The 16297-nt window shown below is 47.9% G+C and carries 15 protein-coding genes; 4 read left to right on the forward strand and 11 right to left on the reverse strand.

Annotation, left to right across the window (positions count from 1 at the left end):
• Positions 1 to 203: 203 nt before the first annotated feature.
• The gene (locus ACOSVP_RS09430) at positions 204 to 551 is read left to right on the forward strand and encodes a DOPA 4,5-dioxygenase family protein (RefSeq protein WP_487347239.1); all 348 of its coding nucleotides are present in this window, start codon (positions 204 to 206) and stop codon (positions 549 to 551) included.
• A gap of 167 nt (positions 552 to 718) precedes the next feature.
• The gene (locus ACOSVP_RS09435; protein WP_487347240.1) at positions 719 to 1201 is read left to right on the forward strand and encodes an FKBP-type peptidyl-prolyl cis-trans isomerase; all 483 of its coding nucleotides are present in this window, start codon (positions 719 to 721) and stop codon (positions 1199 to 1201) included.
• 210 nt (positions 1202 to 1411) lie between these two features.
• On the opposite strand, the gene ACOSVP_RS09440 is transcribed toward ACOSVP_RS09435, so the two are convergent.
• The 8 genes from ACOSVP_RS09440 to ACOSVP_RS09475 all read right to left on the reverse strand — a co-directional run bounded on the left by ACOSVP_RS09440 (position 1412) and on the right by ACOSVP_RS09475 (position 10943).
• Positions 1412 to 1612, reverse strand: a complete 201-nt coding sequence (locus ACOSVP_RS09440; RefSeq protein WP_487347241.1) for a hypothetical protein — start codon at positions 1610 to 1612, stop codon at positions 1412 to 1414.
• A gap of 110 nt (positions 1613 to 1722) precedes the next feature.
• Positions 1723 to 2361, reverse strand: coding sequence for a 5,6-dimethylbenzimidazole synthase (gene bluB / locus ACOSVP_RS09445; protein ID WP_487347242.1), 639 nt, complete (start codon positions 2359 to 2361; stop codon positions 1723 to 1725).
• 86 nt (positions 2362 to 2447) lie between these two features.
• Complete coding sequence (locus tag ACOSVP_RS09450; protein ID WP_487347243.1) at positions 2448 to 2975, reverse strand: hypothetical protein; 528 nt, start codon at positions 2973 to 2975, stop codon at positions 2448 to 2450.
• Positions 2976 to 3067: 92 nt separating this feature from the next.
• Positions 3068 to 4834 (reverse strand): sodium:solute symporter family protein, encoded by a 1767-nt coding sequence (locus tag ACOSVP_RS09455; protein ID WP_487347244.1) that lies wholly within the window; start codon positions 4832 to 4834, stop codon positions 3068 to 3070.
• A gap of 5 nt (positions 4835 to 4839) precedes the next feature.
• Complete coding sequence (locus tag ACOSVP_RS09460; protein ID WP_487347245.1) at positions 4840 to 5100, reverse strand: DUF4212 domain-containing protein; 261 nt, start codon at positions 5098 to 5100, stop codon at positions 4840 to 4842.
• A gap of 187 nt (positions 5101 to 5287) precedes the next feature.
• The gene (locus ACOSVP_RS09465; RefSeq protein WP_487347246.1) at positions 5288 to 8446 is read right to left on the reverse strand and encodes an efflux RND transporter permease subunit; all 3159 of its coding nucleotides are present in this window, start codon (positions 8444 to 8446) and stop codon (positions 5288 to 5290) included.
• On the reverse strand, positions 8443 to 9612 hold the full coding sequence (locus ACOSVP_RS09470; RefSeq protein WP_487347247.1) for an efflux RND transporter periplasmic adaptor subunit: 1170 nt from the start codon (positions 9610 to 9612) through the stop codon (positions 8443 to 8445). Before ACOSVP_RS09470 ends, ACOSVP_RS09465 begins: the two co-directional genes overlap by 4 nt.
• The gene (locus tag ACOSVP_RS09475; protein WP_487347248.1) at positions 9609 to 10943 is read right to left on the reverse strand and encodes a TolC family protein; all 1335 of its coding nucleotides are present in this window, start codon (positions 10941 to 10943) and stop codon (positions 9609 to 9611) included. Before ACOSVP_RS09475 ends, ACOSVP_RS09470 begins: the two co-directional genes overlap by 4 nt.
• Positions 10944 to 11254: 311 nt before the next feature.
• Between ACOSVP_RS09475 and ACOSVP_RS09480 the strand changes: the two genes are divergently transcribed.
• Both ACOSVP_RS09480 and ACOSVP_RS09485 read left to right on the forward strand, forming a co-directional pair.
• Complete coding sequence (locus tag ACOSVP_RS09480; protein ID WP_487347249.1) at positions 11255 to 11563, forward strand: GIY-YIG nuclease family protein; 309 nt, start codon at positions 11255 to 11257, stop codon at positions 11561 to 11563.
• Between the two features lie 9 nt (positions 11564 to 11572).
• Positions 11573 to 11932, forward strand: coding sequence for a VOC family protein (locus ACOSVP_RS09485; protein ID WP_487347250.1), 360 nt, complete (start codon positions 11573 to 11575; stop codon positions 11930 to 11932).
• Positions 11933 to 11936: 4 nt separating this feature from the next.
• On the opposite strand, the gene ACOSVP_RS09490 is transcribed toward ACOSVP_RS09485, so the two are convergent.
• The 3 genes from ACOSVP_RS09490 to glgX are packed head-to-tail and all read right to left on the reverse strand — an operon-like array spanning position 11937 to position 16285.
• Positions 11937 to 12914, reverse strand: a complete 978-nt coding sequence (locus tag ACOSVP_RS09490; protein WP_487347251.1) for a serine/threonine protein kinase — start codon at positions 12912 to 12914, stop codon at positions 11937 to 11939.
• Positions 12915 to 12932: 18 nt separating this feature from the next.
• Positions 12933 to 14204 carry a response regulator gene (locus tag ACOSVP_RS09495; protein ID WP_487347252.1) on the reverse strand — a complete coding sequence of 424 codons (1272 nt, stop codon included), beginning with the start codon at positions 14202 to 14204 and terminating at the stop codon, positions 12933 to 12935.
• 50 nt (positions 14205 to 14254) lie between these two features.
• Positions 14255 to 16285, reverse strand: a complete 2031-nt coding sequence (gene glgX, locus ACOSVP_RS09500) for a glycogen debranching protein GlgX (RefSeq protein WP_487347253.1) — start codon at positions 16283 to 16285, stop codon at positions 14255 to 14257.
• Positions 16286 to 16297: the final 12 nt, after the last annotated feature.

The following is a 16297-nucleotide window of genomic DNA, read 5'->3' on the forward strand; positions in this document are numbered from 1 at the left end:
CTGGCACTCTTATCGTCAGTAACTAAATGATATTGCGCTTAATTTAGCACAGCCGCGGCACCTTGCCTTTAGACTATGGTCGTGACTTTAACATTTCAGTAAGTGAAATACTGAGTTGCGAGCTCCCTAGTCTGTTTCATCTAAAGACAATGTTAAAATGGAGTCATGAAGCGTCAGAAAGGTTGGATTGAGAAGAGATGACTATGAAGGTAGAAGAGATTAAAGCGTACCATGCTCACCTATATTACGATGATCAAGCTGGGCGTGCGTTTGCACAAAAAATTGCGCAGCAGTTGTCCTCTTTATATGACGTGGTAGTAGGTCGCTTTCATGAGAAAAAGGTCGGTCCACACCCCATGTGGAGTGTGCAAGTTGCCTTCAATGCAGATGTCTTCGATAAGGTGATTCCTTGGCTGATGGTGAACCGTGGCGATCTAGATGTACTGTTTCATCCGCTAAGTGGCGATGAATTGTACGACCATACTCAAGGGGCGTCGTGGTTAGGTAAGTGCCATGAGTTAGATATCCGCCAATTTTTGCCTAAAAGCTAAGCAAATCTGCAGAATTTAAAGAGAAAACGCCCTAGATGGTGGTCATCTAAGTTTGGCTTCGTTACCATGGTGGAGTATTTAAACTTAGGGTTCAAAAGAGTTGTTAAGGCAGGTATAGCCTTGCTTTAGCTGACCTTTGTTCCTGAAATCAAACTTAGGAGAAAACAATGCAAATCGCACAAAACACAGTTGTGAGCATGCACTACACTTTGACTGATGAATCAGGTGAAGTTCTAGATTCATCTCAAGGTCAACAGCCTTTAGTATTCCTTAGCGGTGCGCGCAACATCATTGATGGTCTAGACAACGCTCTACAAGGCAAATCAGCTGGCGATGCATTGAAAGTAGACGTAACTCCAGAAGAAGGTTACGGCCCAGTTCACCAAGAACTGATCCAAAAAGTGCCACGTGAAAACTTCCAAGGCGTTGATACTATCGAAGTTGGCATGCAGTTCATGGCGCAAACACCAAACGGCCAACAGCCAGTTGTTGTAGTTGGCGTTGAAGAAGATGGTGTCGTACTAGATGGTAACCACCCTCTAGCGGGCAAGCCACTAAGCTTTGAAGTTGAAATCGTTGACGTTCGTGAAGCAACTGAAGAAGAAATTCAGCACGGTCACGTACACGGCGAAGGTGGTCACCACCACTAAGATCCTAGGATCAATAAGAAGGGCTGCCGAATTAGGTGGCCTTTTTTTATGCCTGAGAATTTCAATAGTTAGAACAGATGCTTGAGAAAGCGATATTACAGGGAAAAAACTTGAGATTTTAGAGCAAGGAGAGAAAAGCAGAAGAGGCTAGGTAAGCGCATTTTTATGTTATTTTCAGCGCCTATAACCTAATCGTTAAGCCGGAGCGGATTAAGCGTGAGAGTGATTAGATGTATTCATTACTGTGCGTTTACCCACTAGAACTTTTTTCACCCAAGCAAAAGCTGAAGCAATCAATTCTACTGTGTATTCAGAGGCTTGAGCACGAGCGATGGCTTCGGCTTTTTCTGATTCAGTTAGGTAAGAAGTGTCAACAGACTCTAGTAATTCCATAAGTGTTTTGGCTTTCATAATGTAGCTCCTTCAAAGATTTAACTTACAGTACCTATGATAGGTAGGGAGCTTTAGAACCACAAACGATATAAATTCTCTGGTCAGTTGAGAAAAACTCAACTATCTTGCTACCAGCCTTCATAATGAATCGCTTGCTCTAGCGGACGACGGTTTTGCCAGCCAAATTGCTCTAAATCGGGGGTGGTTTGGAAGGCTTCTACATAGCCAATGCAGAAGTAGCCGATGATGTCTAAATGCTCTGGAATGTTGAGCGCCTCATACAGTACTTGATCTTCTAAAATACTCACCCAACCCATGCCAAGGTTTTCCGCACGGGCCGCAAGCCACAGGTTCTGCACTGCACAGACAGCACTATAGAGGTCCATTTCGGGCTTGATGGTACGCCCTAATACCACACTGCCAGTACGTGAGCGGTCGCAGGTAATACAAATGCCCAGCGGGGCTTCTTCGATTCCTTCGAGCTTCAAAGAGCGATATAACTCTTGGCGTTGGCCTTCAAACATCTTGGCTGAGGCTTCGTTGGCAGCAAGAAAACCGTCTTTAATTTTGGCGCGTGTGGCAGGATTTTTAATCACAATAAAATCCCATGGTTGCATGAAGCCTACGCTCGGCGCGTGGTGTGCAGCGGTGAGCAAACGTTGAATCACATCTTCAGGAACGGGTGTTGCTAAGAAGTCTCGACGCACATCGCGGCGGTTAAAAATAATATCGTATAGGGCGTCACGATGATGGGCTTGAAAATGCATACGGGGCTCCGAATTTAGAGCCCCGTATTGTCAGTAAAAAAATAACACAGCGCAAATACAGTTTAGCGCGTGAAGTTGAGCGACTTTCAAGAAGTGTGGCTATGGCACACTGCTTCAATTAATGGGTCATTACCGGATAGGGAAACCCATTCACGTGAATCCACTTGATTTCCCGTTGGTAGATCTAGCTTGTTGGTAAAATTAGTGCGTGCGTTGGCACCGCAATGAACCACTTGGGTGACACGCTTTGCGGATAAGCGGCGTTCAAAGAAATACAGGTCAACTAGGTAAACATCTTTGTTCAGGTCATTTTGCGCCGCGTTGTTAATGTCAGCTGCGATAAAACGAGTGGTTTGTGGGTAGACCATGCTCCATGGACGTAATGGGGTTTGCTCTTCTACGGTTTTTACCACCACCACGCCTTCTGGTAATAAGCTAGCTTGGTGGGAATACCAGCTGTATTCACTTTGAATCTGAAAACTAAGCATACCGATACCTGCGAAAGCAGGAACCAGCCATTTGGGTGCTTTCTTTAACGACAGCTTGCGGATGAATAGGGCGATACCCGCACCAGCTAGGCCTGCACAGATGGTCGCGATTAATTCCCAAAGCATAAAGTCACCTTCTTATTATTGTATTGTGCGAATTCTGTTGAATTAAGTTGGCTAGCTCCAAAGGAGCTAGCCATGGTTAGCTAAGCTAACGATTAATGGTCGATCGCGCTGCCCGCACCTTTAGGGTAACGTACGCTTTCAACAAGGTCTTGTACATCTTGTGGCACTTCTTCGGTCATGCTTGACACGATGAAGGCAACTGCGAAGTTGATTACTGCACCGATGGCACCGAATGATAGCGGTGACACACCGAACAACCAGTTATCAGGTGTGTTCGCAAGTTGGTTGGTACCTGGGATAAAGAACCAGCCTAGGTAAGTGAAGATGTACACTAGAGTAGAACCTAGACCTGCTAGCATACCTAGTACCGCACCTTTACTGTTCACTCGTTTCGAGAAGATACCCATCATCAATGCAGGGAAGATCGACGCTGCCGCGATACCGAAGGCTAATGCTACTACCTGTGCTGCGAAGCCCGGTGGGTTCATACCCAAGTAAGTCGCTACAACGATGGCAACAAACATCGAGATACGTGCGGCTAACAATTCACCTTTCTCTGTAATGTCAGGGTTAATGGAGCCTTTGATCAAGTCATGACTTACCGCAGATGAAATCGCTAGTAGTAGACCCGCTGCAGTAGACAGTGCGGCCGCTAGACCACCTGCTGCGATTAGACCGATTACCCAACCTGGAAGGTTAGCAATCTCAGGGTTCGCCAATACTAGGATGTCGCCGTTAACTTTCAGTTCGTTACCCGCCCAACCACGTGCTGTTGCTTCTTCAGCAAACGCTGGTGTGTCGTTGTAGAACTGGATACGACCGTCACCGTTTTTATCTTCGTATTGAATTAGACCTGTTTGTTCCCACGTTTGGATCCAGTCTGGACGCTCAGCGTAATTGATGGCATCAGCCGTTGGACCGTCTGGGTAAATAGTAGTCAGTAGGTTCAAACGCGCCATAGATGCTACTGCTGGCGCAGTTAGGTATAGCAAAGCGATGAAAACTAGCGCCCAACCTGCAGACCAACGGGCATCAGCTACCTTAGGAACAGTGAAGAAACGAATGATTACGTGCGGAAGACCTGCAGTACCGATCATTAGAGACAGAGTAAACAGCACCATGTTTACCTTATTGTCTACGTCAGCCGTGTAATCACGGAAACCTAGCTCACGTACTACTTCATCCAGTTTTTGTAGCAATGGCATGCCAGATTGAGTGTGTTCTGAGAACAAACCAATCGCTGGAATGAAAGTATCAGTTAGTTGTAGAGAGATAAATACCGCTGGAATCGTGTAGGCCACGATCAATACACAGTACTGAGCCACCTGAGTGTAAGTGATACCTTTCATACCACCTAGTACAGCGTAGAAGAATACCACCACGGCTGCGATCATAAGGCCTGTGTTGTTGTCTACCTCAAGGAAGCGAGAGAAGGCTACACCAGCACCAGTCATCTGACCGATTACGTAAGTCACAGAGGCAATAATCAAACACGCAACCGCCACTAAGCGCGCAGTACGTGAATAGAAGCGATCACCGATAAAGTCTGGCACAGTAAATTTACCGAACTTACGTAGGTAAGGTGCCAACAACATGGCTAGCAATACGTAACCACCAGTCCAACCCATTAGGAAGGTAGAGTTAGCGTAACCACCAGCAGCGATCAACCCCGCCATAGAAATGAAAGACGCTGCAGACATCCAGTCAGCGGCCGTCGCCATACCGTTCATTACAGGATGGACACCGCCACCGGCAACGTAGAACTCTTTAGTAGAGCCTGCACGAGCCCAGATTGCGATACCAAAGTAGAGGGCAAAGGACGCCCCTACAAACAACAAGTTAATCGTAAATTGACTCATGATGATTACTCCTCAAGGCCGAATTCTTTGTCTAAAGCATTCATACGCCAAGCGTAAAAGAACACCAAAATGATAAAGCTAATAATGGAACCTTGTTGAGCAAACCAGAATCCTAAATCTGTCCCCCCGACTTCAATCCCTGCAAGCATAGGACGAAGAAGAATGCCAAAACCGTAGGACACCAGTGCCCATACGATCAAACAGCCAAAAATTAATCTGACGTTCGCCTTCCAGTAGTTTTCTTGGTTTTGAGTATGATCCGACATAGTCGACTCCTTTGTTATTTTTATTTGCACATTGAATGTAGCAGTGTGCATGTAAAGAAGAATTGCGACTTTAGTCGAAGAGTACAAAAAAACACCAAACGTAAGTTTTTTATGGGCAATAAAAAACGCCAGAGTCAGTAAGTCTCTGGCGTTTTAAAAGAGGCTATTGTTGCAAAGCACTAATAAATTAGTCCAATGTCTTAGTGGCTAACTCGGTTTCGTTGTCGCTAAACAAGGCCTTGATACGACGCCCCAGGTATTTGATGTCTTCTTGGATCATCAATAGCACTGGGATCAAGATCAGCGTGATCACGGTGGCGAATAAAATTCCGTAAGCCAAGGAGATGGCCGCAGGCACCATGACTTGAGCTTGGCGTGAGGTTTCCCAAAGAATAGGAATCAAGCCTGCAAAGGTCGTGATCGACGTTAGTAGCACCGCGCGAAGACGGGTCTGACAGGCTTCAATAACCGCGCGGTGCAAATGTTTGGTTTCGCGGCGTAGCTCATTAAAGCGCGCGGTGAGCAGTAGACTGTCATTTACCACTACGCCCGAGAGGGCAATGATGCCATTGAGTGAGAAAATACCCAGAGCCAAACCATTAAACCAGTGACCTAACAGGGCACCGACAATGCCGAACGGAATCGCCATCATAATGATGATCGGCTGACTGTAGGATTTCAACGGAATCGCCAACAAGCCATAAATGATTAACATGGCAATGCCGAACATCTGAATCATCGACGATTGTGTTTCTTCGCGCTCTTCCGCCTCACCAGAGTAGTACATATCAACCGAAGGGAAACGCTGCTTCATTTCTGGTTCAATGGCGCTTTTCAGGTATTCTACTACCTCAGTGGAGGACATCTGATCCTTGTCCACTTCCGCAGATAAATACACGGAACGTTTGCCATCGATGCGCGTTACCTTCGTTTGCGCAATCTCCTGATCTAGGCTCGCCACCGAAGAAAGCGGCACACGACTGCCATTGTCGAGGGTGATCAAGGTGCCAAGGATATTGGCTGGGCTTTCTTGCTGATCATCCGGGTAACCAATGCGGACTTCGATTTCCGCGTTGTCACGTTGGTACTTTTGCACCACTTGACCATCAAAGTTGCCCATGATTTGTGATGCTAGAGTATTAGTTGAGAGTCCTAATGCGCGACCTTGTTCATTGAGATGAAGCACCAGACGCGATTCACTGGCGGAATCACTTTGCTCGATGCCTCGCACCGCTGGCACTGAGCCAAGTTTAGTGATCAGCTCTTCCATGGCTCCATCTAAAACATTGTTGTCACGACCGCGCAGCTCCACTCGTAGTGCGTCCACTGACTCACGGGCACTACGAATACGCAGATTGCTCACGCCTTCTGGGGAGCCAGATAAACGCTGCCAAGTGCGGGCAAAATCCGCTGCGGTGTAGGGGGCATCGGCAGATAACTCAATGCGCAGGCTACCAGCCTGATCACCACTGGCGGTGACTTGAAGATGGTCGATACCTTGAATATCCGTCCCTTTGCTTAAGTTTTTATCGGTTGCTCGAGCGGTATTTTCCAACAGTGTCAGTACACGGTGAGTTTGGCCGTAGCTGGCATCACTGTGCATGGTTAGGGTGGCGCGAATGGTATCTCCAGGAATGTTCGGGAAGAAGCTCATACGAATCGCTCCCGTCATAGGCATGGAAATCACTAGCGCAAACACTGCGATAAAGAGTACCAAGACTGCGTAACGAAACTCGATAGCACGCTCGATTAAACTGGCGTAGACACGTTCATTAAACCATTGTAGTGAGGCATCCGCACCATGCTGAACTTTAGCCCAAGCGCGGGCCAGTAAGTTTTTACGTGGCTTGCGATGGGTATTTAGGTGCGCCAAATGGGCTGGCAAAATCAGTTTGGATTCAATCACCGACAGAATCAAACAGATGGCCACGACAGCAGCAAATTGCGCGTACAGTTGACCTAAACGACCCTCGATATTAGACAGGGCCCAAAAGGCCGCTACGGTGGTAAAGACACCAAATAAGGTGGGCACGGCGACACGCATGGTGCCCTTAATTGTATTGGCTAGAGTATCACCTTCCTTGGAGCGCACACTGTAAACACTTTCCCCGATCACCACGGCATCATCGACCACAATACCCAACGCCATAATAAAGCCAAAGGTAGTGAATAGGTTGAGGGTCAGGCCGACACTGTCGAGTCCCATGACAAACAGGGTGCCGAAGAAGATAAACGGCAAGCCCATCGCGACCCAAAACGCGACCGTTAAGTTGAGGAAAATGGCCAGCATGATAAACACCAGCACGATACCGGTGATGGCGTTGGTCACCATTAGAGACAAACGACCATTAATCGATTCACTGCGGTCGTACCAGGTATCGAGCTCAACTCCTTGTGGTAAACGGCCACTTTGTTTCCACTGCTCAACAATGCCTTTTGCGGCTTCGGCCGATTTACTGATGTCGTCACGGCCGGTGGTGATGACTTGCAGGGCAAGACTCGATTCACCGTTAAAGCGTGACAGCATAAAGTCATCGTCATCAAACGCATCGGTAATGGTGGCAATGTCTTGTAAGCGTAATACCGAACCAGAGCTGTTGCTGCGAATCGGGATGTTGGCAAAGGCTTGCTTTACATAAGCCTGTTGCGATGCGCGTACGTGTAGGTAAATGTCTTCGTTACGCAGCGTTGCGACACGTTCTGGGCTGGACTCATTGTTAATGGCGCTGGCCACATCGGACAAGGTGAGACCGTAGGCTTCCAGCTTACTTTTGTCGACATCAATCAACATAGTTGGATCGAGCCAGCCGGTGATTTTGACTGAGTTAATGTTCGGGTGCTCAAGCAAATCGGACTCTAGGTCTTTGCTTAAGGTCTGCAACGTGCGACGGTCGGTATCGCCGTAGAGCTGAATCCAAATGGCATGCTCTTCACGCATGGCTTTGGTGACCACCGGAGGCTCCGCTTCGTCTGGGAACGAGGTGACTTGATCGAGTTCATCTTTGATGTCTTTTTGTAACGCATCAATGTCATAACCGTCTTGCATTTCAATGCGCGCATTGACGCCACGGGAGTTAGACGTGGTGGTCACGGTTTTGATGCCTAAGACATCTTGTAAGGCTTGTTCAACCGGAATGGCCACGCCTTCTTCGCTGGCCTGAGCTGAGCCACTGTCGTATTCAATATACACCGATACCTGGTTGGGGGTCAGGCTAGGAAAGGCTTCCTTGTTAAGGCCGTCCATATTGATGACGCCAAGGGAAATCACTAATACCAATAACAGGTTGGCCGCCACGGGGTTGTTGGCAAACCAAGGAATAATGCCGCGAGCTTGTTCCGTGTTCATGGATTACCTCGTTCTTGAGGATTGACCAACATGCCTTTTAGGTAACTGTTGTAAGGCTGTGTCAGCACTTGCTGAGCTGTGCCTTGAAGTGATTTTGGCACTTCGATGTAGACAAACTCTTGGTCGACAAATTTGGGTGTGGCATCAAAATTGGCTAAACGATGGTCTTGATCCACATACCAGATTTCACTTTTCTGGCTTAAGGCGGAGTTAGGCAGCTGCCACAGGTTCTCAAGCGTTGCACCCGCGAGGTGCACTTTGACAAAGCTACCCGGGATTAAGGCTGGAGATTGCTGCAGCGGCTGATCGACAGCAATAAACAGGCTACGTAGCCCTGATTCACTGTCCACGTGCAAGCCCGCTTGTTTGACATAACCTTGCCAAACGTCTGAGCTGTTAACGGAATTCACCTTAGCTGGCCAATGCTCTTTTAACATGGTGTTGGCGCTAGGAAGCTTTTGCCAATCGAGCAAACTCAGTTGCAGTTCCACCACCACCTGATCAGTACTGTACAGAGTCGCTACTTGAGTGTTGCTACCAAGGTAAGCGCCTAAGGCAATGTCTTTGGATACGACGATGGCATCAAATGGGGCGCGCACGCTAAGTTGTTTAACGTTGTCTTGGGCTAGGGCTAGCGCCGCTTGCGCCGCCGTGAGATCGGCCTTAGCCGCGGCTAATTGTGGTGCACGAAGCACTAAGTCGGAAGCAGGATCACCGCTTAAACCAGCGGCACGCCATTCGGCATTGGCCTGATCCGCTTGGCGTTGTTCTTCTTTCAAGGTTAATTCAGCATTGGCTAGGGTGTTTTTCGCACTGGCTAGATCGGCTTGCACGCTGATGTTCTTTAAACGTAACAACAGTTGGCCTTTTTTGACTTGCTGGCCGACCTCGAAGCTGGGGGATAGCTCAATCACTTCACCGCTTACCTGAGTCGTAAGCGCTAGATTTTGATTGGCGTTGGCAACGCCCACCGCTTGAATGGCAGCTGAATGTGCTCCTGAGCTGACTTTGACTACGGAAACATCTAAAGCGCTTTCTTTAGTGGCTGGACGCTGTTGGCTTACGGCCGCTTCATTGGCGGCCATGGCGTATTGGATGTATACCAACACCGCAATCAAAATGAGCACGGCAAGCCCGAAGTAAATCCAATTTAATGATCGTTTCATGGTTGTGCGATTCCTAATCCTAGGGCTAGGCCTAAATCTATACGGTTACTCAGTTGTTGAAATTGCAAATTGTCCAATTCAGCTTGTAGGTTGAACACCGCCTGCTGGGCATTGATTAGGTCGCTTAATTCGACCAGGCCTGAGCGGTATTTACGCTCGTATTGTTGGCGGTTGCTTTCGGCACTGTTTAACGCATTGTTGATGTGTTGACGACGTTGTCCTAAAACGGACTCTTGTCCGATGGCGTTTTCGACTTCGTTTACCGCGGTTAGTAGGGTTTCACGATAATCTTGGTAGGCTTGAGCCATATTGAGTTTGGCAATCTCGTGATTGGCTTTTAGGCGACCACCTTGAAAAATGGGCGCACTGAGTTGGCCTAATAAAGACCATACCGGCGATACAAACAGGGCATCGCGCAAGCTGCTACTGGCATCGCTTAGGCTGGCGCTTAGATCAAACGATGGCAGCATATCTTTGTAAGCTACGCTGACTTCGTAATCCGCTGCTTCGATGTCAAGATACGCAGCGCGTAAATCAGGGCGCAGGGCAAGATCTTGGTTAGGCAGTTGCGTTAGGTCTAACCAGACCTCTGGATATTGCTCAGGTAGTGGCATTTGCGCTGCTTGATTGTCGCCAAGTAACAGACGCAAGGCTCTAAGATTGCTGGCCAAGTCTTCACGATATTGCGCTAAATCGGCTCGTGATTGAGAGGTAGACGTTTTCGCTTCATCAAGACTTTCGAGTGTGCCTAAGCCATTACGAAAGCGTTGCATGATCAGGGTCTCGTTGGTTTCCAATAGCGCCAGTCGCTGTTGCTCAATTTGAATTGAGTGCTGATCAGCGACCAGCTGTAACCAGTTCTTCATCACACTGGCAGCAAGGCTGGCTTGGCTCGCTCGAAACAGTTCGTATTCACTGGCGACGTTTTTTTCAGCGGCGTTTTGCGCATCGGCTAAACGTGCCCACAAATCGAGTTCCCAGCTGATGTTGGCATTGGCGGAGAATTGGCCATTGCCATTTTCGGAGTCACTGGCAGAAAGCCCTAGATTGGCCTGTGGTAAGCGGTCTGCTTGTTCATTGGTTAAGCTTAAGCGGCTTGCCTCTAGAGATAACGCCGTTTTTTGTAGGCTTGGGTTGCCTGATAGGGCTGTTTGGATCAGTGCCGCAAGGGTTGGATCTGGGATCAAATCCAGTAGCTGAATGTTGGCTTGCTGCTGTCCTGCAGTGGAGAACACTCGTTGGTTTTCCGTGCTGAGTAGTGTGTCGGCGTTTTGGTAATAAGCTTGCTGCTCGCTTGCAGGCGTGCTACAGCCGACTAAAGCTGCGCTCACACAGGTGCTGATGAGAAGAGGGAAAAACCTCGAACAGAGCATCATCGATTGTCCGTTAAATAAGTAAGGTAGAATGTAATCGAATATTAATGAATGCGCCCACAATGACTATGGTCTTTGCATAGATTTACATAGTCTCATAACCGATTTATGAAGCGCACAAAATCTTTTCTTGACGCCTAGATAAATGCTTTGATGGGTGGTTAAAACCTTGTTTAGTAAGGTATATTCTAGATCAGTTAGATAGGTTAAAAGCGGCTTAATGGGCGTTTTGTAAGTTGAGTGACATGATATCACCTTGGTTTGTTTACATGATCAAAACCCGTTTAGATACTCTGTATACTGGGGTGACGACGGATGTGGAGCGTCGTTTTCTTGAGCATTGTCAGAGCAAAACCAAAGGAGCGCGTTATTTACGTGGTAAAGCGCCACTGACCTTGGTTTGGCATCAGTCAGTCAGCAGCAAACAGCAAGCGATGCAATTAGAGTACCGTGTGAAACGACTGCCGCGTCGTACTAAGGATAAATTGGTGTTAGGCTCATTGCAGCTCGCTGAGCTGTTTCCAGAGTTGTTTACCGTTAGCCAAGACCAAGAGTTAAGCCAGTCTGTCGAGAAATAGGGTTAAGGAATGATAAAACGTTTTGATTTGATTGTTCTTACGGTGGCCGATGTGGTTCGTTCCCAAGCGTTTTATAAAACGGTTTTTAATATGGAACCCTTACCGCTTGAATTGGGCATAGGTGTGTCGTTTGGCGATGAGAAAATCATGTTTCAGCAGATTGGCGATGAATTGCGCCACCATGCGTTGGAAGGCTCTGGACATATTTCTTTGCTCAGCGACTTAACGGCTGAACAGCTGATTATGCACTTCGAGCAACTACAGGTAGAGTTACTCGAAGGGCCGGTGGATCAAGGAGACTACGTCCTATTTTTGATGTATGACTTGGACCGTAATCTGATTCAAGTGAAGAGCAAAAAGCCCTATTGAAGCACTAACGCCATTGTCCCCATGTGGCCAAGATGTCATTTAAGTCTTGGATGTGCTGACGCCAAAATTCCTCCCCGGTAAAGTGCGGGAAAATGGTTGGAAAGGCTGGGTCATTCCAACGCTCAGCGATCCACGCGGTATAAACCACGGTACGATCCGCCATCATCACATCGATCAAATCGAGCTCGCGGGTATCAAAATCACACTGGCTTTCATAACCTTCAATCAACTCACTGAGCTGAGCGCGTTTTTCGTTGGCATCACTCACATGTAGCCATAAATCCTGTACCGCATAGCCCATGCGACAATCGTCAAAATCCAATAAGGTCATGCTGCCATCATGAGCAATAATATTGCTGCGATGGCAGTCGCCGTGAATAAAGCGGATGCTGTTATTCGAATGGGACTTTAATGTTTGATGAATGCGTAGCTGTAATTGTTCAATTACTTTGACGTAGGCAACACGCATGGACTTGGGTAAATAGGGGCTGTTGACCACGATCTGACTGGCACGCTCTATTCGCGCATCGGCCGAGATATAAGGGCGTTGCTCTATTTGCCAGTCTTTTGATGCTTGGTGCATGGCACCAATGACTTCGCCAATCTGAAACAGCTGATCTAGATTGCCAGGTTCTGGCGCTTCACCCATCACTTTAGGGGTTAAAGAGAAGAAAAATCCTTGGTGCTGAAACAGACTTTTACCCCGAATCACTAAGGGGGCTGCCACGTCTACACCGGCTTTTTTCAGCGCTAGGGTGGCATCATGTTCTGCTTGAATTTGTTCAGCTGTCCAGCGTTTCGGGCGATAGAACTTAGCAATCAAAGGCGCTGAATTTTCAACGCCGACTTGGTAGACGCGGTTTTCATAACTGTTCAGTGGGTACAGACGATGGTCGCAGTAGAAGCCTAAGCTTTCTACTGCATCCATGATGGTGTCTGGTGTTAGGGTGCTGTAAGGGTGGAGACTGGAGTCAGTTGACATAAAGGTACTTATAAAAAATTAAATCAGACCAAGACGCTTTTTCAGAGTGTATTCTTGGGCTTCAGTGAGCGGCGAAGCTCTGCCTTGTTGAATCAGGCGGTGCCAGTTCTGCCATGCCTTGATGGCTTCGCCAAGATGATTACGTGTCACGTATTGTTGTACTTCAATTCGAAACGAGTTAGTGACCACAATGGGACTTTCTTTGCCGATGATACGTAAACGCGTTAGCGAGCGTTTAAATTTTTCATTCAGAGTCTTATCACTTTCTTGGCCTGAGGCAATCAGGTTGGTAATGGCCTGCAAGTGATCGTAGTACATATCAGCCGTTTCGTTAATGGTTTCCCGCTCGAGACGAATGATACGTGCATAGGCTTGTTCTGCGCTCGCCCAATCTTTCAATTTAATGCTGATGTCACCCAAACGTTTGCTGCGCTCCGGCGAGCGCGGTGAGACATCCAAAACCGCACGAAGTGTGTTCTGCGCTAAGTTAAGATTGCCCATTTGCTCGTGAGCATCTGCTAGTAAGTCATAAGCCGACAGGAAATGGCGACTTAAGCTGATGGTGGTTTCAAGATTTTTCGCCGCACCACCATATTGGCCTTGGGCCATTTCTGCTTGGGCGATGCCGTAATAAGCCCAGGCCAAGTTCTTATGCTTTTGTGTCACGAGCATGTAGTGGGTTTTAGCCTGCTTGTATTCACCTTTAGCATACAAGGCTTCACCAATGGATTTCAGGCAAAGGCTGGCGTAAGGCGCATGCTTTGACATGATGTACTTGGCTTCTTCAATCACCTTATCCCAATCTTGACGGCGGCGTGCTTGGTTCAAGTTATGAAAGGCCTTTTTCTGTTGAATCACGCGGCCTAAACGGCGCATAAAAGCTTCTGGCGGGAAGGGTTTCACCAAGTAGCTGTCTGGCTGGTATTCCAACACACTCACCACGGCCTCATAGGCCGTATCCGCAGTGATCATCATAAAGATCGTTGAGTGATCGAGAGCGTAAGTTTTGCGGGTGATTTCTAACAGTTGTTGACCATCAATGCTGCCACCAAGGTTGTAATCGGACAGTACGATGTCGTAGTGACCCGCTAGGATACGCTTTAACGCGGGTTGTCCCGCGGATTCGATGTCGATTTTGCTGTAGCCTAAGCTGGTCATCAGCGACTTGAGCATGAATCGCATCTCGCCAATGTCATCAACAATCAAAACACGTTTATTAGCAAGAGATTCTCGCGAGGTTTCTTTTGGGGATTCGACTTTTTTAAAGTCAGGAACACTAATATCAGCCACTTAGACAGTTACTCCTTTATAACTCAAGCCCGCCTAAACGGGCATCAACGCTAGGACTGAAGCTCCAACAGCACCACCGAGCGCGTTTTCAGATCAAATTCTTGTCCTTGAATTTGATTTGTCTCGTCGGTTGAAAATAACACGCTTTTGATCCGAGAGCCATTAGGAGAGTGCACCCTAATAGGTTGATCCTCACGGTAGAAAATTAACCAAAGGTTGGCATTATTGCTGGCATCTGTTAGTTGCAATGACAAATAGTCTCGCTCTGGATGCTGCCAGTCCTCAATCGACATGGGTAAACCTGATTCGTTAAACCAGTTCACCGTATCGCTGGTTTTATGTTGGTAAAGTGGATCATCAGGCAGAAAGGCTTCCGCTAGAATCGGGTAGCGCTGGCGCAATGATAGAGCATCTTTAATTAAGCCCGTCAGCGTATCGCGTTCGTCCGATGCCTGCCAACTTAGCCAAGTGATTTCGTTATCTTGGCAGTAGGCATTGTTGTTGCCTTGTTGCGTGTGAGACAGCTCATCACCGCCAAGAATATGCGGCGTGCCTTGGCTAAATAGCAGTGTTGCCATAAAGCATTTTTGTTGCGTTAAACGCGCAGCGAGAATGCGAGCATCATCGGTTTCCCCTTCGACACCAAAGTTCTGACTGATATTGTCCGTATGGCCATCACGGTTGTCTTCGAGGTTAGCTAGGTTATGGCGACGGTGGTAGGCCACCAAGTCATGCAAGGTGTAACCGTCATGATAGGTAATATAGTTAACCGAATGTAAGGCGCACTTGTGGCCCTTGTGAAACAGATCTCGTGAGCCCATCAAACGGGTAGCAAACTCTTGAATGGTGTTGGCATCGCCGCGCCAAAAGCGTCTTACGGTATCGCGATATTTATCATTACACTCTAAAAAACCACGCGGGAAATGACCCACTTGATAGCCATTGGGTCCAATGTCCCAAGGCTCCATTACCAAGGTGGTTTGGCTTAAAACGGGGTCTTGTAGGATCGCCTGTAATAACGGTGCGGTCGGGGAAAAATCGTGTTGCTCACGGCCAAGGTCAACCCCTAGATCAAAGCGGAAGCCGTCAATCCCCATCACTTCAACCCAATAACGCATGCTGTCACAAACAAGGCGTACCGTTGCTGGATGATAAGTATCTACGCAGTTACCACAGCCGGTGTAGTTCAGGTACTGCCCATCTTGGTGACGGTAATAAACTTGGTTATCCAGACCTCGGTAACAGGTGGTGCCGTGATCCAATTCACTTTCTGCCGTATGGTTGTAGACCACGTCGAGAATGACTTCGAAGCCCACTTCGTGAAAGCGTGCCACCATCTGCTGAAATTCACTCACGGGATCTTCTAGAGCATAGCGGCGTTCTGGGGTAAAAAAGTTGATAGGGTTATAGCCCCAATAGTTGCTTAAGCCTTTGGTTTGCAGGTGAATTTCATCAGCAAAGGCAAAGCAAGGCATTAACTGAATCGTAGAAATGCCAAGATGTTGCAGATGCTCAATGGCGGCATCACTGCAAGCCCCGAGATAGGTTCCCTGTAATTCAGGCGCAATGTCTAACTGCTGACTAAAGCCTTTGATGTGCATTTCATACAAGCTGCGCTGGGCACCACGAGGTTTGCTCGGTCGCTTATGCGGCAGGGGTTGAGGTAAGGCTACCACGGATTTGGGCACAAAGGCCGCTGAGTCGCGCGGGTCAGCTTGTCCGTCCGCGGTTAGAGTAATTTGCTCTTCGTGGAACACCAAACGCTCACTCAATTGCTTGGCGTATGGGTCAAGCAGCAATTTATTTGGGTTAAAAAACAGCATGTTGGCGGGATCAAAAGCACCTTCAGCGCGTAAACCATAGTGCTGACCTTGCTTGAGCCCCACCACTTCCATATGCCAGATACCACGATGCTTCTCTTGAAAAGGGAGACGCGCTAGCTCGTCCCCATGTTCATTGAATAAGCACAGAAACAGTTGTTGGGCGTGCTCAGAGAACACCGCAAAGTTGACCCCATCTGGAGTCGGTGTGGCGCCTAGCGGTAGCGGGAAGCCCACATTGATCTGCCAGTTACGGGTCATACTTTGCTCCTA

The sequence above is a fragment of the Marinomonas sp. HM11-D genome (genome assembly GCF_057626615.1).

Coding starts and splice junctions, on each gene's coding strand:
- ACOSVP_RS09430 (WP_487347239.1), top strand. CDS start 204: ATGAAGGTAGAAGAGATTAAAGCGTACCATGCTCACCTATATTACGAT.
- ACOSVP_RS09435 (WP_487347240.1), top strand. CDS start 719: ATGCAAATCGCACAAAACACAGTTGTGAGCATGCACTACACTTTGACT.
- ACOSVP_RS09440 (WP_487347241.1), bottom strand. CDS start 1,612: ATGAAAGCCAAAACACTTATGGAATTACTAGAGTCTGTTGACACTTCT.
- bluB (WP_487347242.1), bottom strand. CDS start 2,361: ATGCATTTTCAAGCCCATCATCGTGACGCCCTATACGATATTATTTTT.
- ACOSVP_RS09450 (WP_487347243.1), bottom strand. CDS start 2,975: ATGCTTTGGGAATTAATCGCGACCATCTGTGCAGGCCTAGCTGGTGCG.
- ACOSVP_RS09455 (WP_487347244.1), bottom strand. CDS start 4,834: ATGAGTCAATTTACGATTAACTTGTTGTTTGTAGGGGCGTCCTTTGCC.
- ACOSVP_RS09460 (WP_487347245.1), bottom strand. CDS start 5,100: ATGTCGGATCATACTCAAAACCAAGAAAACTACTGGAAGGCGAACGTC.
- ACOSVP_RS09465 (WP_487347246.1), bottom strand. CDS start 8,446: ATGAACACGGAACAAGCTCGCGGCATTATTCCTTGGTTTGCCAACAAC.
- ACOSVP_RS09470 (WP_487347247.1), bottom strand. CDS start 9,612: ATGAAACGATCATTAAATTGGATTTACTTCGGGCTTGCCGTGCTCATT.
- ACOSVP_RS09480 (WP_487347249.1), top strand. CDS start 11,255: ATGATCAAAACCCGTTTAGATACTCTGTATACTGGGGTGACGACGGAT.
- ACOSVP_RS09485 (WP_487347250.1), top strand. CDS start 11,573: ATGATAAAACGTTTTGATTTGATTGTTCTTACGGTGGCCGATGTGGTT.
- ACOSVP_RS09490 (WP_487347251.1), bottom strand. CDS start 12,914: ATGTCAACTGACTCCAGTCTCCACCCTTACAGCACCCTAACACCAGAC.
- glgX (WP_487347253.1), bottom strand. CDS start 16,285: ATGACCCGTAACTGGCAGATCAATGTGGGCTTCCCGCTACCGCTAGGC.